General features: G+C 71.4%; 13 protein-coding genes. 4 read left to right on the forward strand and 9 right to left on the reverse strand.

The window, feature by feature from the left end; all coding sequences use genetic code 11:
* Positions 1 to 3: 3 nt before the first annotated feature.
* The 5 genes from glpK to AQI88_RS13355 all read right to left on the reverse strand — a co-directional run bounded on the left by glpK (position 4) and on the right by AQI88_RS13355 (position 6087).
* Positions 4 to 1524, reverse strand: a complete 1521-nt coding sequence (gene glpK, locus AQI88_RS13335; protein ID WP_066997090.1) for a glycerol kinase GlpK — start codon at positions 1522 to 1524, stop codon at positions 4 to 6.
* Positions 1525 to 1558: 34 nt separating this feature from the next.
* Positions 1559 to 2308, reverse strand: coding sequence for an MIP/aquaporin family protein (locus AQI88_RS13340; RefSeq protein WP_066997093.1), 750 nt, complete (start codon positions 2306 to 2308; stop codon positions 1559 to 1561).
* 361 nt (positions 2309 to 2669) lie between these two features.
* Entirely contained in the window at positions 2670 to 4319 is a 1650-nt protein-coding gene (locus tag AQI88_RS13345; protein ID WP_066997096.1) for a GGDEF domain-containing protein, read from the reverse strand.
* Positions 4320 to 4453: 134 nt separating this feature from the next.
* The gene (locus AQI88_RS13350; RefSeq protein WP_066997098.1) at positions 4454 to 5644 is read right to left on the reverse strand and encodes a lipid-transfer protein; all 1191 of its coding nucleotides are present in this window, start codon (positions 5642 to 5644) and stop codon (positions 4454 to 4456) included.
* The gene (locus AQI88_RS13355; RefSeq protein ID WP_066997100.1) at positions 5641 to 6087 is read right to left on the reverse strand and encodes a Zn-ribbon domain-containing OB-fold protein; all 447 of its coding nucleotides are present in this window, start codon (positions 6085 to 6087) and stop codon (positions 5641 to 5643) included. The genes AQI88_RS13350 and AQI88_RS13355 overlap by 4 nt, the downstream gene beginning before the upstream one ends.
* Before the next feature lie 227 nt (positions 6088 to 6314).
* Here AQI88_RS13355 and AQI88_RS13360 point away from each other — a divergent pair, with 227 nt between their 5' ends.
* Entirely contained in the window at positions 6315 to 6851 is a 537-nt protein-coding gene (locus AQI88_RS13360; RefSeq protein ID WP_066997103.1) for an NUDIX domain-containing protein, read from the forward strand.
* Between the two features lie 10 nt (positions 6852 to 6861).
* Here AQI88_RS13360 and AQI88_RS13365 read toward each other — a convergent pair whose 3' ends face one another.
* Positions 6862 to 9222: a glycoside hydrolase family 31 protein gene (locus tag AQI88_RS13365; RefSeq protein WP_079057543.1), complete on the reverse strand. Its 2361-nt coding sequence runs from the start codon at positions 9220 to 9222 to the stop codon at positions 6862 to 6864.
* A 214-nt stretch (positions 9223 to 9436) separates the two neighbouring features.
* Between AQI88_RS13365 and AQI88_RS13370 the strand changes: the two genes are divergently transcribed.
* Complete coding sequence (locus AQI88_RS13370) at positions 9437 to 11404, forward strand: acetoacetate--CoA ligase (RefSeq protein ID WP_066997109.1); 1968 nt, start codon at positions 9437 to 9439, stop codon at positions 11402 to 11404.
* 12 nt (positions 11405 to 11416) lie between these two features.
* On the opposite strand, the gene AQI88_RS13375 is transcribed toward AQI88_RS13370, so the two are convergent.
* Positions 11417 to 12736: an aminotransferase class I/II-fold pyridoxal phosphate-dependent enzyme gene (locus AQI88_RS13375; protein WP_066997112.1), complete on the reverse strand. Its 1320-nt coding sequence runs from the start codon at positions 12734 to 12736 to the stop codon at positions 11417 to 11419.
* A gap of 122 nt (positions 12737 to 12858) precedes the next feature.
* Between AQI88_RS13375 and AQI88_RS13380 the strand changes: the two genes are divergently transcribed.
* Positions 12859 to 14067, forward strand: coding sequence for an MFS transporter (locus AQI88_RS13380; protein WP_066997116.1), 1209 nt, complete (start codon positions 12859 to 12861; stop codon positions 14065 to 14067).
* Between the two features lie 23 nt (positions 14068 to 14090).
* Positions 14091 to 14984 (forward strand): hypothetical protein, encoded by an 894-nt coding sequence (locus AQI88_RS13385; protein WP_066997119.1) that lies wholly within the window; start codon positions 14091 to 14093, stop codon positions 14982 to 14984.
* Positions 14985 to 15051: 67 nt separating this feature from the next.
* Here AQI88_RS13385 and ptsP read toward each other — a convergent pair whose 3' ends face one another.
* Both ptsP and AQI88_RS13395 read right to left on the reverse strand, forming a co-directional pair.
* Positions 15052 to 16722 (reverse strand): phosphoenolpyruvate--protein phosphotransferase, encoded by a 1671-nt coding sequence (ptsP, locus tag AQI88_RS13390; protein ID WP_066997122.1) that lies wholly within the window; start codon positions 16720 to 16722, stop codon positions 15052 to 15054.
* 78 nt (positions 16723 to 16800) lie between these two features.
* Entirely contained in the window at positions 16801 to 17250 is a 450-nt protein-coding gene (locus AQI88_RS13395; RefSeq protein ID WP_066997124.1) for a PTS sugar transporter subunit IIA, read from the reverse strand.
* Positions 17251 to 17567: the final 317 nt, after the last annotated feature.

Genomic DNA, 17567 nt, shown 5'->3' on the forward strand with positions numbered 1-17567 from the left:
ACGCTAGGCTTCCTCGTCCTCGAGCCAGCCGAAGCTCTTCTCCACCGCCCTGCGCCAGTTGCGGTACTCGCGGTCGCGTACCGGTGCCTCCATCGCCGGTGTCCACTGGGCGTCCTGCCGCCAGTGCGACTTCAGCTCGTCGAGGTCGTTCCACACGCCCGTCGCCAGACCGGCCGCGTAGGCGGCGCCCAGGCAGGTGGTCTCGGACACCCGGGGCCGGATCACCGGCACGCCGAGGACGTCCGCCTGGTGCTGCATGAGCAGGTTGTTCTTGGTCATGCCGCCGTCGACCTTCAGGGTGGTGATCCGCACCCCCGAGTCCTGGTACATGGCGTCCACGACCTCGCGCGTCTGCCAGCTCGTCGCCTCCAGAACCGCGCGCGCGAGGTGGGCCTTCGTGACGTACCGGGTGAGCCCGGTGACGACCCCGCGCGCGTCGGAGCGCCAGTACGGCGCGAACAGGCCGGAGAAGGCGGGCACGATGTAGGCACCGCCGTTGTCCTCGACACTTGCCGCCAGCGTCTCGATCTCGTCGGCGGTGCGGATGATGCCGAGCTGGTCGCGGAACCACTGGACCAGCGCGCCCGTTATCGCTATGGACCCCTCCAGGCAGTACACCGGCGCCTCACCGCCGATCTTGTAGCCCATCGTCGTCAGCAGCCCGCTCTTGGACGGCACCGGCCGCTCTCCGGTGTTGAGCAGCAGGAAGCTGCCGGTGCCGTAGGTGTTCTTCGCGGTGCCGACGTCGTAGCAGGCCTGCCCGAACACGGCCGCCTGCTGGTCGCCCAGCGCCGAGGCCACGGGCACCCCGCCGAGCTGGCCGACAGCGGTGCCGTAGACCTCGGCGGACGACCTGATCTCGGGCAGAACCGCCTCGGGCACGTTCATCGCGGAGAGGATGGAGGGATCCCACTGGAGGGTTTCCAGGTTCATCAGCATGGTGCGGCTGGCGTTCGTCACGTCGGTGACGTGCCTGCCGCCGTCGGTGCCGCCGGTGAGGTTCCAGATCAGCCAGGAGTCGATGGTGCCGAAGGCGATCTCGCCGCGTTCGGCGCGGTCCCTGAGACCGGGCACATGGTCCAGCAGCCAGGCCGCCTTGGGCCCGGAGAAGTAGCTGGCCAGCGGCAGTCCGGTCTGCTCGCGGAAGCGGTCCTGGCCGTCGGTGCCGCCCAGTTCGTGACACAGGGCCGCGGTACGGGTGTCCTGCCAGACGATCGCGTTGTGCACGGGCTTGCCCGTGGCGCGGTCCCACAGGACCGTGGTCTCCCGCTGGTTCGTGATGCCGAGCGCGCTCAACTGGTCGGCGCGCAGCCCGGCCTTGGCCAGCGCCCCCGCCACCACGGCCTGCACCTTGGACCAGATCTCGGTGGCGTCATGCTCCACCCAGCCCGGCTTGGGGAAGATCTGGCGGTGCTCGCGCTGGTCCACGGCGACGATCGCGCCGCCGTGGTCGAAGATGATGCAGCGGCTGGACGTGGTGCCCTGGTCGATGGCGGCGACGTACTTCTCGGCAGTGTCCGTCATGGCTGTCCCTGGGTCGCTGGGTCGGGTCGCTGGGTCAGAAGGCCGCGTTGTAGACGAGGCCCGCGAGCGCCCCGCCGATCAGCGGGCCGACCACCGGGATCCATGCGTAACCCCAGTCGGACGTGCCCTTGTTCGGGATCGGCAGGAAGGCGTGCACGATGCGCGGTCCGAGGTCACGCGCCGGGTTGATGGCGTAGCCGGTGGGCCCGCCGAGGGAGAGTCCGATGCCGACGACGAGCAGCGAGACGATCAGCACCGTGGTGCCGGACTCGCCGAGGCCCTTAGTCAGTCCGAAGGCGAGGATCGGCAGCACCAGCGCCATCGTCGCGATGATCTCGGTGATGAGGTTCGCGACCGGGTGCCGGATCTCCGGGACGGTCGAGAAGATGCCGAGGGTCGGCACCGGTTCTTCGTCGGGGCCCTCGGGTGTGTCCTCGTTTTGGACGTTGGCCTGGAACTGCGCGAGATACACCAGGTAGGCGAGGACCGCACCCAGCATCGCGCCCACGATCTGGCCCAGCAGATAGACCCAGACCTTGCCCCACTTGCCGGTGTCCACGGCGATGCCGATGGTCACCGCGGGATTGAGCTGACCGCCGGAGAGGGGAGCGGCGGTGTAGGCGCCCGCGAGCACGCCGAACCCCCAGCCGAACGCGATGACGACCCACCCCGAGGCCCGCGCCTTGGAATATCTGAGGGTGACGGCGGCGCAGACACCGGCACCGAACAGGATCAGGATCGCGGTGCCGATGACTTCGCCGACGAAAATGTCTCCGTTGCTCATGGCGGCTCCCTAGGCGCCGGCTCGGGGCGAGCGACCCCGGCCCTCCGTGCAGGAACGGTTCCCTTGGCGACTTCAGCCGAAGGCAGGGAGGGCCCCGCGCCCCGCCCGGCGTCCGTGACGAACGTGCCGTCGCAGCCGGATCGCCCAGGAGGACGGACCGTGGAACAGGAAAGGCCCACGGCGCAGTGCCTGATTACGCCGTGAATGTACGGCGATGTCGGCTGACACCGGGAAGTGTTCACCGGCTCAGAGGGACCGTCAAGGTCGCCGACGGCAACGATGACAGCGGTTGCCCGGGACCGGGAGCCGACGCCTCCCTTCCCGCAGGTGGGTGTTCAACGGCCGCAAACGACAGGGACGTTCACCCGAGGGGTTCGGCGGCCGCGCACTTCGCCTGGGCCGGGGCCGCCCCGGAACCGCGCCGGATCTCATGCCCGGGCAGTCCCGCGCGCCCGAGTACCCAGCTCGTCCCGCTCAGCGCCTTCGCCGTCTTCTTCAGCGGAGCGAGGTGGGCGGCGGCCTGCCGGTGATCGGACACGCTGCCGGGCACGCACACGATGGTCGCGAGGGACAGCGTGACCGGGCGGCCGCCCGCCGCCCAGGGCGCGTCGAGCACGGCGGCGACCAGCGGATCGAGCACTTCCTCCTCGGCCAGTACCAGGAAGTCGTCCCCGCCGATGTGACCCACGCGCGTGTGGGCGGCCACTGTCTGTTGCAGCGCCCGGCCCACCGAGCGGATCAGCTCGTCGCCGGCCGCAAACCCGGAACCGTCGTTGACCTGCTTGAAGTGGTCGATGTCCAGCCAACTGAGCGCGAACGCCCGCCCGTCGGCGATCCGCCGGTCCACCTCAGTCGTGATCGCATCGGAACCCGGCAGCCGGGTCAGCGGATTGAGGCCGGCCGCCTCCTCCACCCGCGTCTCGGCCAGCGCCCGCACGAGATCCGCGAGGCGTACGACGCCCACGCACCGGCTGCGGTGGTCGACGACCGCCACATCATCAGAGGTGCGGTCGCGGCCGCCGATCGCCACCACGTCCAGCACCTCCCAGGCGGTGGCGTCGACACCGACCGTGCGCGGCGCGTCGCCCAGTTTGAAGGCGGGCCGGTCCGCGTACAGGGCGTGCCCGTACCGGCCGGACATCGACAACAGAAAGCGCGACCGGTGCACCGATCTGACGGGCACCCCGGCCTGGTCCACGAGCAGCACCCCGGAGACGTCCGGCTTGCCGGTCAGCAGCGCCCGTACCTGCCCTGCCGAAGCGGTGACCGGCAGGACGGCGGCGGGCCGCACGAACTCCCGCACCGACGGCCCGGAGCGGGGCACGGCCACGGCACCGGGGGAACAGGGCGGAACATATACGTCCGCCGCCGGGATCCGGGCCGGCGGCGCGAACAGCTCGCCCTGGGCCAGTTGTGCTCCGGCCGACAGCGCCGCCGCACACTGCAGTTCGGTCTCCACGCCCTCCACCGCCACCAGGGCGCCCAGTTGCTCGCACAGCGTCCGCATCGCCCGGACCGCGGCCGGCCGGGCCAGCAGCGAGGCGTCGAGCTTCACGAGGTCGGGGGAGAGGTCGGTGAGCAGCCTGAGGGGAACGTCTCCGTCCCCGATGCCGTCGGCGCTGATCCGGAACCCCTGGTCGCGCAGCGCGGCCACCGCCTCCAGCAGCGCCCGTTGGGGCACGTGGGTGTAGGGCGGCACTACGTCGAGGGTCACCTCCCAGGGCATCCGTCCCCCCGCGCGTACGGCGTCGTGCAGCGGGGCGAGGCCGCCGAGGTCGGCGAGCGTGGCCGCGAACACGTTGAGATGCAGCGGCAGCAGAGTCTCCTTACGAGTGGCTGCACGGAGGGCCAACACGGCCAGCCTGCCATCGAGTTCGGGGTCTCGGCGGGCTTCGGCCAGGACGTCGCCGGTCTCCGGGCGGGCGAGTATCTCCAGTGCGGCGACCGCGCCAGTCCTCAGGTTGACCACCGGCTGGAAGGCAAAGCGCAGAGTATCCGTCCAGGAGTGCACGGGAGCATGATGTCGCTGCCCGTGTACGCCCAGGCCCAGTTCATGAGACGTTCACGCAGCATTCCGGGGTGATCACGCAGCGTGGACCACCGCATGAGACCCTCCTGTCGCACACCGCCCATGGCGGGCTCCGCTCACCGCACCGCGATCACCGACGATCCGTGTCCGAACAGCCCTTGGTTCGCCGTGATCCCCACGCGCGCCCCGGCGACCTGCCGGTCGCCCGCCGCGTCCCTCAACTGCCGGGCCACCTCGCAGACCTGGGCGATGGCCTGGGCCGGCACCGCCTCACCGAAGGAGGCGAGCCCGCCACTGGTGTTGACGGGTATGCGGCCGCCCGGGGCCGTTGCCCCCTCCCGCAGGAGTTTCGCGCCCTCGCCCTCGCCGCACAGCCCCAGATCCTCGTACCACTGCAGTTCCAGCGCGGTGGACAGGTCGTACACCTCCGCCAGGGACAGGTCCTCGGGGCCGATGCCCGCCTCCTCGTAGGCGGTCCGGGCGATGGACGCCCGGAGGGTCTCGCCCGGGGGCTCCACCGCGGCGGCCGAGTCGGTGGCGATGTCCGGCAGATCCAGCAGCGTGTTCGGGAAGCGCGGTGTCACCGTCGACACGGCCCGGATCCGCACCGGCCGCGCCACCCCGTGCCGGCGTGCGAAGTCCATGCTGCACAGCACCAGGGCGGCGCCGCCGTCGGAGGTCGCGCAGATGTCGAGCAGTCGCAGCGGATCGGCGACCACCGCGGAGGCGGCGACCTCCTCGGCGGTGACCCGCTTGCGGTAGCGCGCGTACGGGTTGAGCGCCCCCAGGGCGGCGTTCTTCACCTTGACCAGGGCGAAGTCCTCCAGTGTGTCGCCATGCACCGCCATCCGCCGGCGCGCGTACAGCCCGAAGTACGCCGGGTTCGTCGCGCCCAGCAGACGGAACCGCAGCCAGTCCGGATCGTCGGGGCGATCCCCGCCCGCGGGGCGGAAGAACCCCTTGGGCGCGGCGTCCGCCCCCACCACGAGGACGACGTCCGCCAGCCCGGCGAGGATCTGCGCCCGTGCGGTCGCGATCGCCTGCGCTCCGGACGCGCAGGCCGCGTAGACGCTGGCGACCCGGGCTCCCTGCCAGCCCAGTGCCCTGGCGAACGTCGCTCCCGCCACGTACCCCGGATATCCGCCACGCACCGTGTCCGCGCCCACGACAGAGCCGACGTCCGGCCAGTCGAGGCCGGCGTCCATGAGGGCCGCGAGGGCCGCTGCCGTCCCGTACTCGGTGAAGCTGCGCCCCCACTTGCCCCACGGGTGCATGCCCACACCGAGCACCGCCACCTCCGCCGTCATGCCGTCACCCCCGTCGGCCGCCAGTGCCAGGTCGTCCAGGTCGTCTCCGCGTCCTCGTCGAGCACTCCGGGGACGACCTCCACCTCCATGCCCACCGTCAGATCGGCGACGGTGACCCCGGGAACCGCCTGTCCCAGCACCACGATCCGCTCGGACTCCAGCTCCACCGCGATCAACGCGTACGGCTCCCATGGAAGTTCCGGATTGCTCACATAGGGTGACGGAGGGCGGTATCGGCTGTCCGTGTACGACCAGATCCGGCCCTTTCGTGACAGTGGGACCTCCTCCAGGGTGCCACCCGCGCAGTGCGGGTTGCGGCAATGGCTGTCCTCGCGCGGGAAGAAGACGCAGGCGCAGGACGAGCAGCGGGTGCCCAGGAGCCGGAATCGGTCCCCCTCGCCGCCGAACCAGCCGGAGACCGCGGGTGTGCGTGTGCGCGACAACGTTCCTCCCGGCGAGGTGATCTGACGAAGCGTCAGAAGTGTGCCATGGGCAACCGGAAATGGGCAGGGTGTACCGGCGAACCGGACGGCCTGTTTCGGCGTCGTGGTAACAGGGCGGGGTGGCCGGGGCCGACGGGGGTGGTCCCGGCCACCCCTCCTCATCCGTGCCGTTCTTCTGTGCGCCGTTGCTGGAACATGTCCTTCACCTGATCGGATACAGTCCGCGCGTGTCCGAAAATCAGCACTCAACTGCCAACTCCGTGCCGGGCTCCCACTGTTCTGGCTGCGGAGCGCCCTACGGGGAGGGCATCTCCGGCTGGCCGCGCACGTGCCCGTCCTGCGGGACCGTCGCCTACCGCAACCCGCTGCCGGTCGCGATCGCGCTCCAGCCCGTGTACGACACCAAGGGCACGGCCCTGGTGGTCATCACCCGAACCGTCGCCCCCGCGCGCGGAGGCACGGCACTGCCCGGCGGCTACATCGACGACCGGGAGGACTGGAAGCAGGCCGTCGTCCGCGAACTCAAGGAGGAGACGGGCATCGACGCGTCCGCCCGCGACGTGCGGCTCGTGGACGCCATGAGTTCCCCCGACGGGCATCTGCTGCTGTTCGGACTCCTTCCGGAACGCCCGGCCGAAGGGCTCCCGCGCTCCGAGGCCACGGACGAGACCGAAGGCTGGCACCTGCTGCGCAGGCCCGAGGAGCTCGCCTTCCCGCTGCACACCCTGGCCGTGCGGGGATGGTTCGAGGGCCGCTACCTCTGAGGTCGGCCGCTCAGCCGAGACCCCGTATGCGCACCGGGCAGGGCGGCTCACCCGCGCCGTCCTCCCGCTCCTGGGTGACCATCACCCGCCGGCCCTGCAGGCGTGCGGTGTAGCGCTCGATCGCCGGTTCGTCCCGGCCCTCGACCGCGTCCCGCACGACCAGCCCGCCCCCGGTCCGTCCACGGGCGGGCGCCCACACCTCCAGCTCGAGGCCGCCGTCCTCGCCACGTACGGGGACGACCGCACCCGCGCGCGCGAGCACCGGAATCCGCGACAGCGGCGCATCCACGAGAACCTGCGCCGGACCCTCGTACGCCTGCTCCGTCACCGTGTCGTACCAACGGCCCCGCGGCAGCTGCACCGCACGCCGGTCGGCCCCCGGGTCCAGGACCGGCGCCACCAGAAGACAGTCGCCGAGCAGGAACGCGTCCTCGCAGTCGCGCAGCGCGCGGTCCTCCGGCGCCCCCCACCACAGCGGCCGCACATAGGGCGCGCCGGTGCGCCGCGCCAGGTGCGCCAGCGTCATGAAGTACGGCAGCAGACGCCGGCGTTCGACCAGCGCCACGCGCGCGTGCTCCAGCACCTCGGGACCGAACTCCCACGGCTCCCGGCGTCCTGCCCGCAGACTCGCGTGCGTACGGAACAGCGGCAGGTACGCGCCGAGCTGGAACCATCGCAGATACAGCTCCGGCGACGGACTCCCGTCGAAGCCGCCCACGTCCGGCCCCGAGTAGGGCACCCCGCACAGCCCGAGGCCCAGCACCAGCGACAGGGACGCCCGCAAGCCCGGCCAGCCCGTCGCCACGTCCCCCGACCACGTGCCGCCGTAGCGCTGCATGCCCGCCCAGCCGGACCGCGAGAACAGGAACGGCCGCTCCTGGGGCGTCAGCTCGCGCAGCCCCTCGTAGGCCGCCCTGGCCATGCAGAGCGCGTACACGTTGTGCGCCTCCCGGTGGTCGCCGCCACGCCCCTCCAGGGCGTGCCGGGCCGAACGCGGCAGCGTCGGCTCACCGAAGGCGTTGAACGACGTCGGCTCGTTCATGTCGTGCCAGAACCCCGCGAAGCCCTGCTCCAGCCGTTCCTCGTAGAGCCCGCCCCACCACTTGCGCACGCGCGCGTGCGTGAAGTCCGGGAACACCGACTCGCCGGCCCACACCTCGCCCCGCACCGAGCGCCCCGAGGCGTCCCGTACGAACGCGTCCACGGCCGACCCTGTGTCGTACACGGCGTTGCCCGGGACGGCCTTCACCGCCGGGTCGACGATCGACACCAGCCGGATCCCGTCCCGGCGCAGCTCCTCGGCGAGCGCCGGCAGCTTCGGGAAGCGCTCCGGGGCGACGGTGAACACCTGGTGGTCCTCGTAGTGGTCGATGTCCAGGTGGACGGCGTCCAGCGGCAGACCGCGCTCCTGATAGCCCGCGACGATCCGGCGCACCTCCTGCTCGCTGCCGAATCCCCACCGCGCGTGATGGTGGCCGAGCGCCCAGGCGGGCGGCAGCGCGGGTGCCCCGGTCAGCGACGCCCAGGTGTGCAGCACGCGCGCGGGGGTGCCCACCATCACCCAGCAGCGCAGCGGACCGCCTTCCATGCGTACCTCACAGCGCCCGGCATGGTCGTGCCCGGACCCGGCGCCCTCCTCACCCTCCCGCAGGGTCACCCTGCCGTCCCACGTGGTGTCGTGGAACACCAGATGGGCCGCGGCGTCCGCCACCACCAGCTGCACCGGCATGGTCAGGTACAGCGGATCGTCGCCAGGCCCGAACGCCCGGCCCGGATCGGTGTTCCACAGCCGGTACGTGCCGTCCCGCAGCCGAGGCCCCGCGGCGCGCCCGCCCAGGCCGAAGAACCGGGCGTCCGCCGCCACCTCCGACCGCTGCATCCACCGCGCCGTGCCCCCGCCGACCGGCTCCCACCACCGCGGCGGCAGATCCCGCCGCAGCAGCACACCGCCGGGCGTGCACACCTGCACCGCGCCGTGCCGGGAGACGACGATCGTGACCCGCTCGGCCACGACCCGCCAGCCACCGTCCTTGTCCGGCTCCAGCACCGCCCGCGGATCCGGCTCGGGACAGCCCCCGGCAAGCGCGTACGACGGTTCCGGACCCGCCCCGTCCCAGCCCCAGAAGACCGCCCCGTTGACCGCGACGGTGATCCGCAGCTCGGACCGGCCGAAACGGATCAGACCGCCCCCCGGGCCCGGCTCGACGCCCTGCACCTGCCCCGGGACCCGTGCGCGCTCGGCCCCCCGCGGTGGTAGCCCGGAGGCGTCGATACGCCGCCTGCGCCAAGCGGCCCGCACGGTACGCAACCCCTGAGCCGCCCTCCCCGAACCGACCACACTCACCGAACGCACCAGGTCACGACCGTCCATGCTGCTCACCCTGCCACTGACCGCCTCACGCGCGCGTGTCGTTCAACTTCCGTTCACCCGTGCCGGGACCACATCTTCACGACACGGACCATGTGGGGCGCACCCTGGTGTAGAAGTCGATCACATGGCATCGTCCCTGTCAGCCGCGTCACGCGCACACCCCAGCACGTGCGCGGACCGACGCACACGACGCGCACAGTCCGGGAGCCGCCCCATGTCGACCGCGAACCCCCAGCCGCTCTGGCAGCCCGATCCCGAGCGGATCGCCCAGGCCCGCATCACCAAGTTCCAGGCCTGGGCCGCCGAGCGCCACGGTGCCCCGGCCGAGGGAGGCTACCCGGCACTGCACCGGTGGTCCGTCGACCAGCTGGACGCCTTCTGGAAAGCCGTCACCGAGTGGTTCGACGTACGGTTCTCGACCCCCTACGCGCGCGTGCTCGGCGACCGCTCGATGCCGGGCGCCCAGTGGTTCCCCGGAGCCACCCTCAACTACGCCGAGCACGCCCTGCGCGCCGCGGCCGACCGCCCGGCCGAGCCCGCCCTCCTGTACGTCGACGAGACCCATGAACCGCTCCCGGTCAGCTGGTCCGAGCTGCGCCGCCAGGTGGGCTCCCTCGCCGCCGAACTCCGCGCCCTCGGTGTACGTCCCGGCGACCGCGTCAGCGGCTACCTCCCGAACATCCCCGAGGCCGTGGTCGCCCTCCTCGCCACGGCCGCCGTGGGCGCCGTGTGGACCTCCTGCGCACCCGACTTCGGCGCCCGCAGCGTCCTCGACCGCTTCCAGCAGGTCGAGCCCGTCGTGCTGTTCACCGTCGACGGCTACCGCTACGGCGGCAAGGAGCACGACCGCCGCGAGATCGTCGCCGAACTGCGCCGCGAGCTGCCCACCCTGCGTGCCGTCGTCCACATTCCGCTCCTCGGCACGCAAGCACCCGAGGGCGCGCTCCAGTGGTCTGCCCTGACCGCGGCCGACGTCGAGCCCTTGTTCGAGCAGGTCCCCTTCGCTCACCCCCTGTGGGTGCTGTACTCCTCCGGTACGACCGGCCTGCCCAAGGCGATCGTGCAGTCCCAGGGCGGCATCCTCGTCGAGCACCTCAAACAGCTCGGCCTGCACTGCGATCTCGGCCCCGAGGATCGTTTCTTCTGGTACACCTCGACCGGCTGGATGATGTGGAACTTCCTCGTCTCCGGCCTGCTCACGGGCACCACGATCGTCCTGTACGACGGCAGCCCCGGCTACCCGGACACGGGCGCCCAGTGGCGGATCGCCGAACGCACCGGCGCGACCCTCTACGGCACCTCGGCCGCCTATGTCATGGCCTGTCGCAAGGCGGGCGTACACCCCTCCCGTGACTTCGACCTCTCCCGGCTGCAGTGTGTCGCCACCACCGGCTCGCCCCTGCCCCCCGACGGTTTCCGCTGGCTGCACGACGAGGTCCGCGACGACCTGTGGATCGCCTCCGTCAGCGGCGGCACGGACGTCTGCTCCTGCTTCGCCGGAGCCGTACCGACCCTGCCGGTGTACACCGGGGAACTCCAGGCGCCGGGCCTCGGCACCGACCTGCAGTCCTGGGACCCGAGCGGCAAGCCCCTTGTCGACGAGGTGGGCGAGCTGGTCGTCACCAACCCCATGCCCTCGATGCCGATCCGCTTCTGGAACGACCCCGACGGCAGCCGCTACCACGACAGCTACTTCGACACCTACCCCGGCGTCTGGCGCCACGGCGACTGGATCACCGTCACCTCGCGCGGGTCCGTGATCATCCACGGCCGCTCCGACTCCACGCTCAACCGGCAGGGCGTGCGCATGGGCTCGGCCGACATCTACGAGGTCGTCGAGCGCCTGCCCGAGATCAAGGAGTCCCTCGTCATCGGCATCGAGTTGCCCGACGGGGGCTACTGGATGCCACTGTTCGTGCACCTGGCGCCGGGCGCCGTCCTGGACGAAGCGCTGCTGGACCGCATCAAGCAGACCATCCGCGAACAGCTCTCCCCGCGCCACGTGCCCGACGAGATCATCGAGGTCCCCGGCATCCCGCACACCCTCACCGGCAAGCGCATCGAGGTCCCGGTCAAGCGCCTTCTCCAGGGCACGCCCCTGGAGAAGGCCGTCAACCCCGGGTCCGTCGACAACCTCGCCCTGATCGGCTTCTACGAGGAACTGGCCCGCAAGCGCGCCTGACCCACCGCCACGTCACCCTCCATAGGTGGCCTCGGACTCGCCGAGCACGGTGGCGAAGTCCGAGGCCAGCCGCTTGGCCTCGGCCGGTTCCAGATCCGCGGCCGTGATCCGGACCCCCGGCGCGGAGGCCAGACGGAAGCGCGCACCGGCCGCGACCCACCACCCGTACGAGCGCAGCCCGTTCACCGCCGCCGACTCGTCGCGCACGGGCACCCACAGGTTCATCCCGCTCGCGGCGTGCGACGCGATGCCCTGTGCGGCCAGTTCCCCGGCCAGGGCGGTACGGCGGAGTGCGTACGTCTCACGCGCGCGTGCGACCAACCCACGCGTGCCCTCGTCCGTCATCAGCCCGTGCACGGTTTCCTGCAGCAGGTGACTGACCCAGCCCGAGGTCAGCAGCAGCCGTCCGTCGTGCCGGGCGAGCGTGACCGGGTCACAGGCCGCGGCCGCCCACCGCAGATCGGTCCCCAGGAACTTGCTCACGGTCCGCACGTGCACCCAGCGGGCCAGTCCCGCACCGGTGACCGTGTGCAGGGGGGCGTCGGCCACCTCGGAGGCGTGATCGTTCTCCACCACGAGCACATCGGACTCGCCCCGCAGCGAGTCGGCCAGCGCGTCCCGCCGCGCCGCGGAGAAACAGCCGCCGTACGGATTCTGCGCCCGCGGACTGAACACCACCGCCCGCACACCGGCCCGCAGCGCCATGCGCAGGGCGTCCGGACGCATCCCCTCGTCATCCACGGCGACCGGGACCATCCGCAGCCCCAACGCCGTCACCAGATCCAGCAGATGGTGATAGCCCGGATCCTCCATGGCCACCCCGTCGCCGGGCCGCAACTCCACCGACAGCACCCGGCCGATCAGGTCCAGCGCCCCGTGCGCGAACGTCACGTGCTCCACGGGGATGCCGTCCGCCCCGAGCCAGTCGCGTACGGCGTCCTCGAGCCGCGCGAGCCGGGGAGTGGAGCGATGGGCTCGGGTGCCGGGAGAGAGCCGTGAAGGCGGCACCAGAGCGGGCAACAGCGCCGGATCGGGATGCCCGCCGGCCAGGTCCCGCAGCCCTTCCGGCACCTTGGGCGGCCGCCGCGAAGCGACTGCCGGAGCCGGCGCGACCACCGTGCCGCCCCGCCCGCGCGTGACGACGATGCCCCGCCGCCGCAACTCCTTGTAGGCCGTCGCGACCGTGCCCGGACTCACCCCCAGCTCGTCCGCGAGCCGTCGTACCGGCGGCAGCGCGGCTCCTGGCGGCAGCGCTCCTTCGGTCACGCCGCGTTCGACGGAGCCGGCAATTCCCTTGGCCGTCGTACCACTGATCTCATATTGTGTTGCCACGTTGGAAATTATGTACCAATACATAACTCAACACAAGCTCCGCACAAGGGGGAACAGTGGACGCGAAACCACGCGCGGCAGGCCGGACGCCGCGCATACCCGGAGGCCACGACGGACGCCGGATGCTCCTCATCACCTTCCTCGACCGCATCGGCAGCGGCCTGTGGGCATCCGTCTCCGTCCTCTACTTCACCTACGTGTCAGGCCTCTCCATCGCGCAGGTCGGCACGCTCGCCGCGGTCTCCGGCGCCATCGGCATCGCGGGCGCCCCTCTCGGCGGCCGTATCGCCGACCGGTTTCCCCTCACCCGCGTCCTGATCGCCCTCCAAGTCCTGCGCGCCCTCGCCTCCTTCGCCCTGCTCACCACCGACCACTACCCCCTGCTGCTCGCGTACTCCGCGGTCGGGAGTCTCGGCGACCGCGCCTCCAGCGTCCTCACCAAGCTCTACGCCACCCGCGTCGCCGGAGCCGACCGGGTCCGCTACCAGGCGGTCAACCGCACCGTCTCCAACGCCGGCTGGGCCCTGGGCGGCCTCGCCGCGGCGGCCGCACTCACCCTCGGCACCACCACGGCCTACTGCTGGCTCCTCGCCGGCGACGGCCTCTCCTTCGTCATGGTCGCGCTCCTCACCCTGCCCTGCGCGGAGCCCCCGTCGATCACCCGCATCGCCGCCACCGCCGACGACGCACCCCGCAACGGCAGGCCGGCCAACCCCTGGCGCGACCGCACCTACCTCGCCTACGTCGCGACCGAGACCGTCCTCTTCCTCGACGACACCGTGTTCAAGATCGGCCTGCCTCTGTGGATCGCGCACAGCCAGGGCGTGCCCCACGGCCTCGCACCCCTGCTGCTCGTCCTCAACAACCTGATGGTGGTGGCCCTCCAAGTGCCACTCGCCCGCTACGGCACCTCCACCGCGGCCGCCCGGAACCTCCTCCTTCCGCTGTCCGTCGCCTTCGCCCTCGGCGGCATCACCATGGCCTTCTCCGCCACCGGCGGCACCCTGCGGGCCGTCTGCCTGCTCACCGCCTCGGCCGCCACCTTCACCCTGGCCGAGATGCTCCACGCCACCGTCTCCTGGGAACTCTCCGTGGCCCTCGCCCCGGACAACGCCCTCGGCGCCTACCTCGGCGTCCACGGCCTCGCCCAGTCCGCCCAGCGCAGCATCGGCCCGCTCGCCGTCACCGCAGCCATCGCCACCGGCCCCCTCGGCTGGACCCTCTTCGGCACCACCATCGCCCTGACCTGCGCAATTCAGCATCGTCTGGTACGCGACCGCCTCCAGCGAAGCCCGTTGTCAGTGCCGCCGGTTACTGTGAGTGAGCATTGATCGACTGTGCATGTGGGGGAAACATGGCGCACACCGACCACCAGACCATGCGACGCGTCCTGCGCCGCGAAATCGCCGGCACCATCGGCCTGCTCACCGACGAGCACGACTTCCGCGCCATGCGGCGCTACCGCAGCTTCGCCTTCGACGACCACACCACCTACCTCCAGCAGGTGGAAGCCCTCCTCAAGAGCCGCGAGGCCCAGGGCAGCCACACCACACTGGCCCTCTTCGACCCCGAGGACTACGCCGCATTCTGCGCGGACACCGGCCTCGACCCGGAAGCCCCGGCCAGCCGCACCCGGTTCACCGCAGAACTGGCCGCCATCGGCCCCACCATCCCCTACGACGGCCGCCCCCTCGCCGTGCTCCTGCCCACCCTCGTCGACGAGGCCGTACGGCAGGCCACCTGGGAGTACGCCACCACCCTTCTGACCCGCCTCGGCCCCTGCCCCACCTGCGGCGAGGACATCGGCCGCGCGGCCTTCGCCCGCGCCTCCGACCTCGTCGTCCGCATCCTCGACACCGCTCCACCCGGCGACCGGCACCTCGTCTGCAGCGTCTCCGGACCACCGGAAACCCTCGTCTCCGTCCTGCACGCCGACGACGGCACCGAAGGGGCCATCGAACTCGACGAGGCCGAAGCCCTCGAATTCACCAGCGTCCTGGCCCTCGGCCTCGCCACCAACAGCCCCGGCGGACTCGTCATGCGCATCAGCGCCCCCGATGCGGCCGACCGCGTCCACGGCTGGCGGCTGCGCGGAGGCGGTCTGGAACCACTGACCGCCGCAGAAGTCTTCGACGCCTACTGCACCGACGTCGAATCCGGCGACCTCATCGCCCCCGAGTCAGGCGTCGACTACTGCGTACCGCCCGACCTCGGAGAGGACGGCACGGCACCGGGACACCGCCACTGAACGCGCCAGGGGCGCCCCACCCGAAGGCGGGGCGCCCCTGAACACCGGAAGCAAATCGCCGGCACGACTACTCGCCGGACAGCACCGCCCGAGCCGCACTGCGCGCCTCCTCGGCGCTGTCCGACGCACGCGCGGCAGCGGCTGCCCGCTCGCACTGCGCCAGCGTGTACTTCGCCAGCGTCGCCCGGACATAAGGAATCGACGCCGCACCCATGGACAGGGAGGTGACACCCAGACCCGTCAGCACACAGGCCAGCAGCGGGTCGGACGCGGCCTCACCGCACACACCGCAGCTCTTGCCCTCGGCCTTGGCCGCCTCGGCGGACAGCGCGACCAGGTCGAGCAGCGCGGGCTGCCACGGGTCCTGAAGCCGCGACACCGCACCCACCTGCCGGTCCGCGGCGAACGTGTACTGCGCGAGGTCGTTGGTCCCCAGCGACAGGAACTCGACCTCCTGCAGGATCGAACGGGCCCGCAGCGCGGCCGACGGGATCTCCACCATCGCACCGAACTTGGCCCGCAGCCCCGCCTCACGGCAGGCGTCCGCGAACGCCTTCGCATCCGCACGGTCCGCCACCATCGGCGCCATGACCTCGAGGTAGACCGGCAGCCCCTCCGCGGCCGTCGCCAGCGCGGTCAGCTGCGTACGCAGGATCTCGGGGTGGTTGAGCAGCGTCCGCAGACCACGCACGCCGAGCGCAGGGTTCGGCTCGTCCGCCGGAGTCAGGAACTCCAGCGGCTTGTCCGCACCCGCGTCCAGGACCCGCACGACCACACGGCCCTCGGGGAACGCCTCCAGCACCTGCCGGTAGGCCTCCACCTGCTTCTGCTCGGACGGCGCGTTCTTGCTGTCGTCCAGGAACAGGAACTCGGTACGGAACAGACCGACGCCCTCGGCCCCGGCCTCCACCGCGGCCGGCACGTCCGACGGACCGCCGACATTGGCCAGCAGCGGCACCTTGTGACCGTCGGCCGTCACACCCGGCCCGGTCGAGGCGGCCAGCGCGGCCTTGCGCTCGGCGGCAGCGACCCGCAGCTCCGCCTTCTTCTCGTCGCTCGGGTTCACGAAGATGTCACCGGTGCTGCCGTCGACGGCGATCATCGTACCCTCGGCCAGCTCACCGGCGCCCGGCAGCGCCACGACGGCCGGAACGCCCAGCGCCCGCGCCAGGATCGCGCTGTGACTGGTCGGCCCGCCCTCCTCGGTCACGAACCCGAGCACCAGAGCCGGATCCAGCAGCGCCGTGTCGGCCGGAGCCAGGTCACGCGCCACCAGCACATAGGGCTCGTCACTGTCCGGGACACCCGGCATGGGCACCCCGAGCAGTCGGGCGACGATACGATTCCGCACGTCATCAAGGTCGGCCACGCGCCCGGCGAGGTACTCCCCGGCGGCGGCCAGCAGCTCGCGGTACGCCGCGAACGCGTCGTACACCGCACGTTCCGCCGTGCTGCCGACGGCGATGCGCCGCTCGACGTCCGCCATCAGCTCGGGATCCTGGGCCATCATGGCCTGTGCCTCGAGCACGGCCTGGGCCTCGCCCCCCGCCAGATTGCCGCGCGCCATCAGATCGGCCGCCACGGCGTCCACAGCCTGGCGCGCCCGCCCCTGCTCGCGCTCCGCCTCCTCCGCCGGGATCTGCCTGGCCGGCGGCTCGAGCACCGCCGTTCCCATGTGCCGAACCTCGCCGATCGCCACACCGTGGCTCACGCCGACGCCTCGCAGCGTTGTCTCCATCTCACCCGTCTCCGATAGTGCGGCGGGGCCCGCCGCCGCGGTGGTTGTCCTGTACGCCGTCCTACGACGGCACTGCCATCAGTTCCAGGAGAAGAGGCTGTCGCCGGCCTTCACGTCACCGCTGTCACGCAGGTCAGAGAGGGACTCCGCGGTGGCCTCGAGTGCCACGACGGGGCACACCGGCGACTTGCCGGCGGCCTCGACGGCGACGGGGTTCCAGCGCACGATGGTCTGCCCGCGCGTCACGGTGTCGCCCTTGTTGACGAGCAGCTCGAAGCCTTCGCCGTTGAGCTGAACCGTGTCGATGCCGAGGTGGGTGAGCACGCCGTGCCCGCTCTCGTCGACCACGACGAAGGCGTGCGGGTGCAGGGAAACGATGACGCCGTCCACGGGCGATACGGCCTCGGAGGGCTCACGCACGGGGTCGATCGCAGTGCCCGGGCCGACCATGGCCCCGGAGAAGACCGGATCCGGCACGGCGGCCAGTCCGATGGCACGTCCAGCGAGAGGGGACGTCACGGTGGTCATGGGAAGCCTCCCAGGAGTGGAGCTGCATGCGGGCCGTCACTGCCTGTCCCGGACGGCACTGAGCAGCAGCGTATGTCATGTGAAGTGGCGGTTCCGGATAGAAGCTACCAGGTAGTGGTCTAGACCACCAGCTCGGTCGATTTGCACGCGCTTCAGCGCCCCGTGTACAGTCGTACTCCTGCTTGAGGCGGAGCAACGCGAAAGCGTGCATCGCTAAGCAGAAACCAAATTCGTCAGATCCTATCCCGGGATCATCTTCTGCATGCCTGCAGGGGAGTGGTCAGGGGGACGGAAAAACCCTGATAGAGTTTGGAACG

The sequence above is a fragment of the Streptomyces cellostaticus genome (assembly GCF_001513965.1).
Classification (GTDB): domain Bacteria; phylum Actinomycetota; class Actinomycetes; order Streptomycetales; family Streptomycetaceae; genus Streptomyces; species Streptomyces cellostaticus.

What these genes read in the sequence shown, in the direction of transcription:
- AQI88_RS13350 (WP_066997098.1), bottom strand. Translation starts at nt 5,644, where the DNA reads ATGACGGCGGAGGTGGCGGTGCTCGGTGTGGGCATGCACCCGTGGGGC.
- AQI88_RS13365 (WP_079057543.1), bottom strand. Translation starts at nt 9,222, where the DNA reads ATGGACGGTCGTGACCTGGTGCGTTCGGTGAGTGTGGTCGGTTCGGGG.
- ptsP (WP_066997122.1), bottom strand. Translation starts at nt 16,722, where the DNA reads ATGGAGACAACGCTGCGAGGCGTCGGCGTGAGCCACGGTGTGGCGATC.
- glpK (WP_066997090.1), bottom strand. Translation starts at nt 1,524, where the DNA reads ATGACGGACACTGCCGAGAAGTACGTCGCCGCCATCGACCAGGGCACC.
- AQI88_RS13385 (WP_066997119.1), top strand. Translation starts at nt 14,091, where the DNA reads ATGGCGCACACCGACCACCAGACCATGCGACGCGTCCTGCGCCGCGAA.
- AQI88_RS13395 (WP_066997124.1), bottom strand. Translation starts at nt 17,250, where the DNA reads ATGACCACCGTGACGTCCCCTCTCGCTGGACGTGCCATCGGACTGGCC.
- AQI88_RS13380 (WP_066997116.1), top strand. Translation starts at nt 12,859, where the DNA reads ATGCTCCTCATCACCTTCCTCGACCGCATCGGCAGCGGCCTGTGGGCA.
- AQI88_RS13370 (WP_066997109.1), top strand. Translation starts at nt 9,437, where the DNA reads ATGTCGACCGCGAACCCCCAGCCGCTCTGGCAGCCCGATCCCGAGCGG.
- AQI88_RS13340 (WP_066997093.1), bottom strand. Translation starts at nt 2,308, where the DNA reads ATGAGCAACGGAGACATTTTCGTCGGCGAAGTCATCGGCACCGCGATC.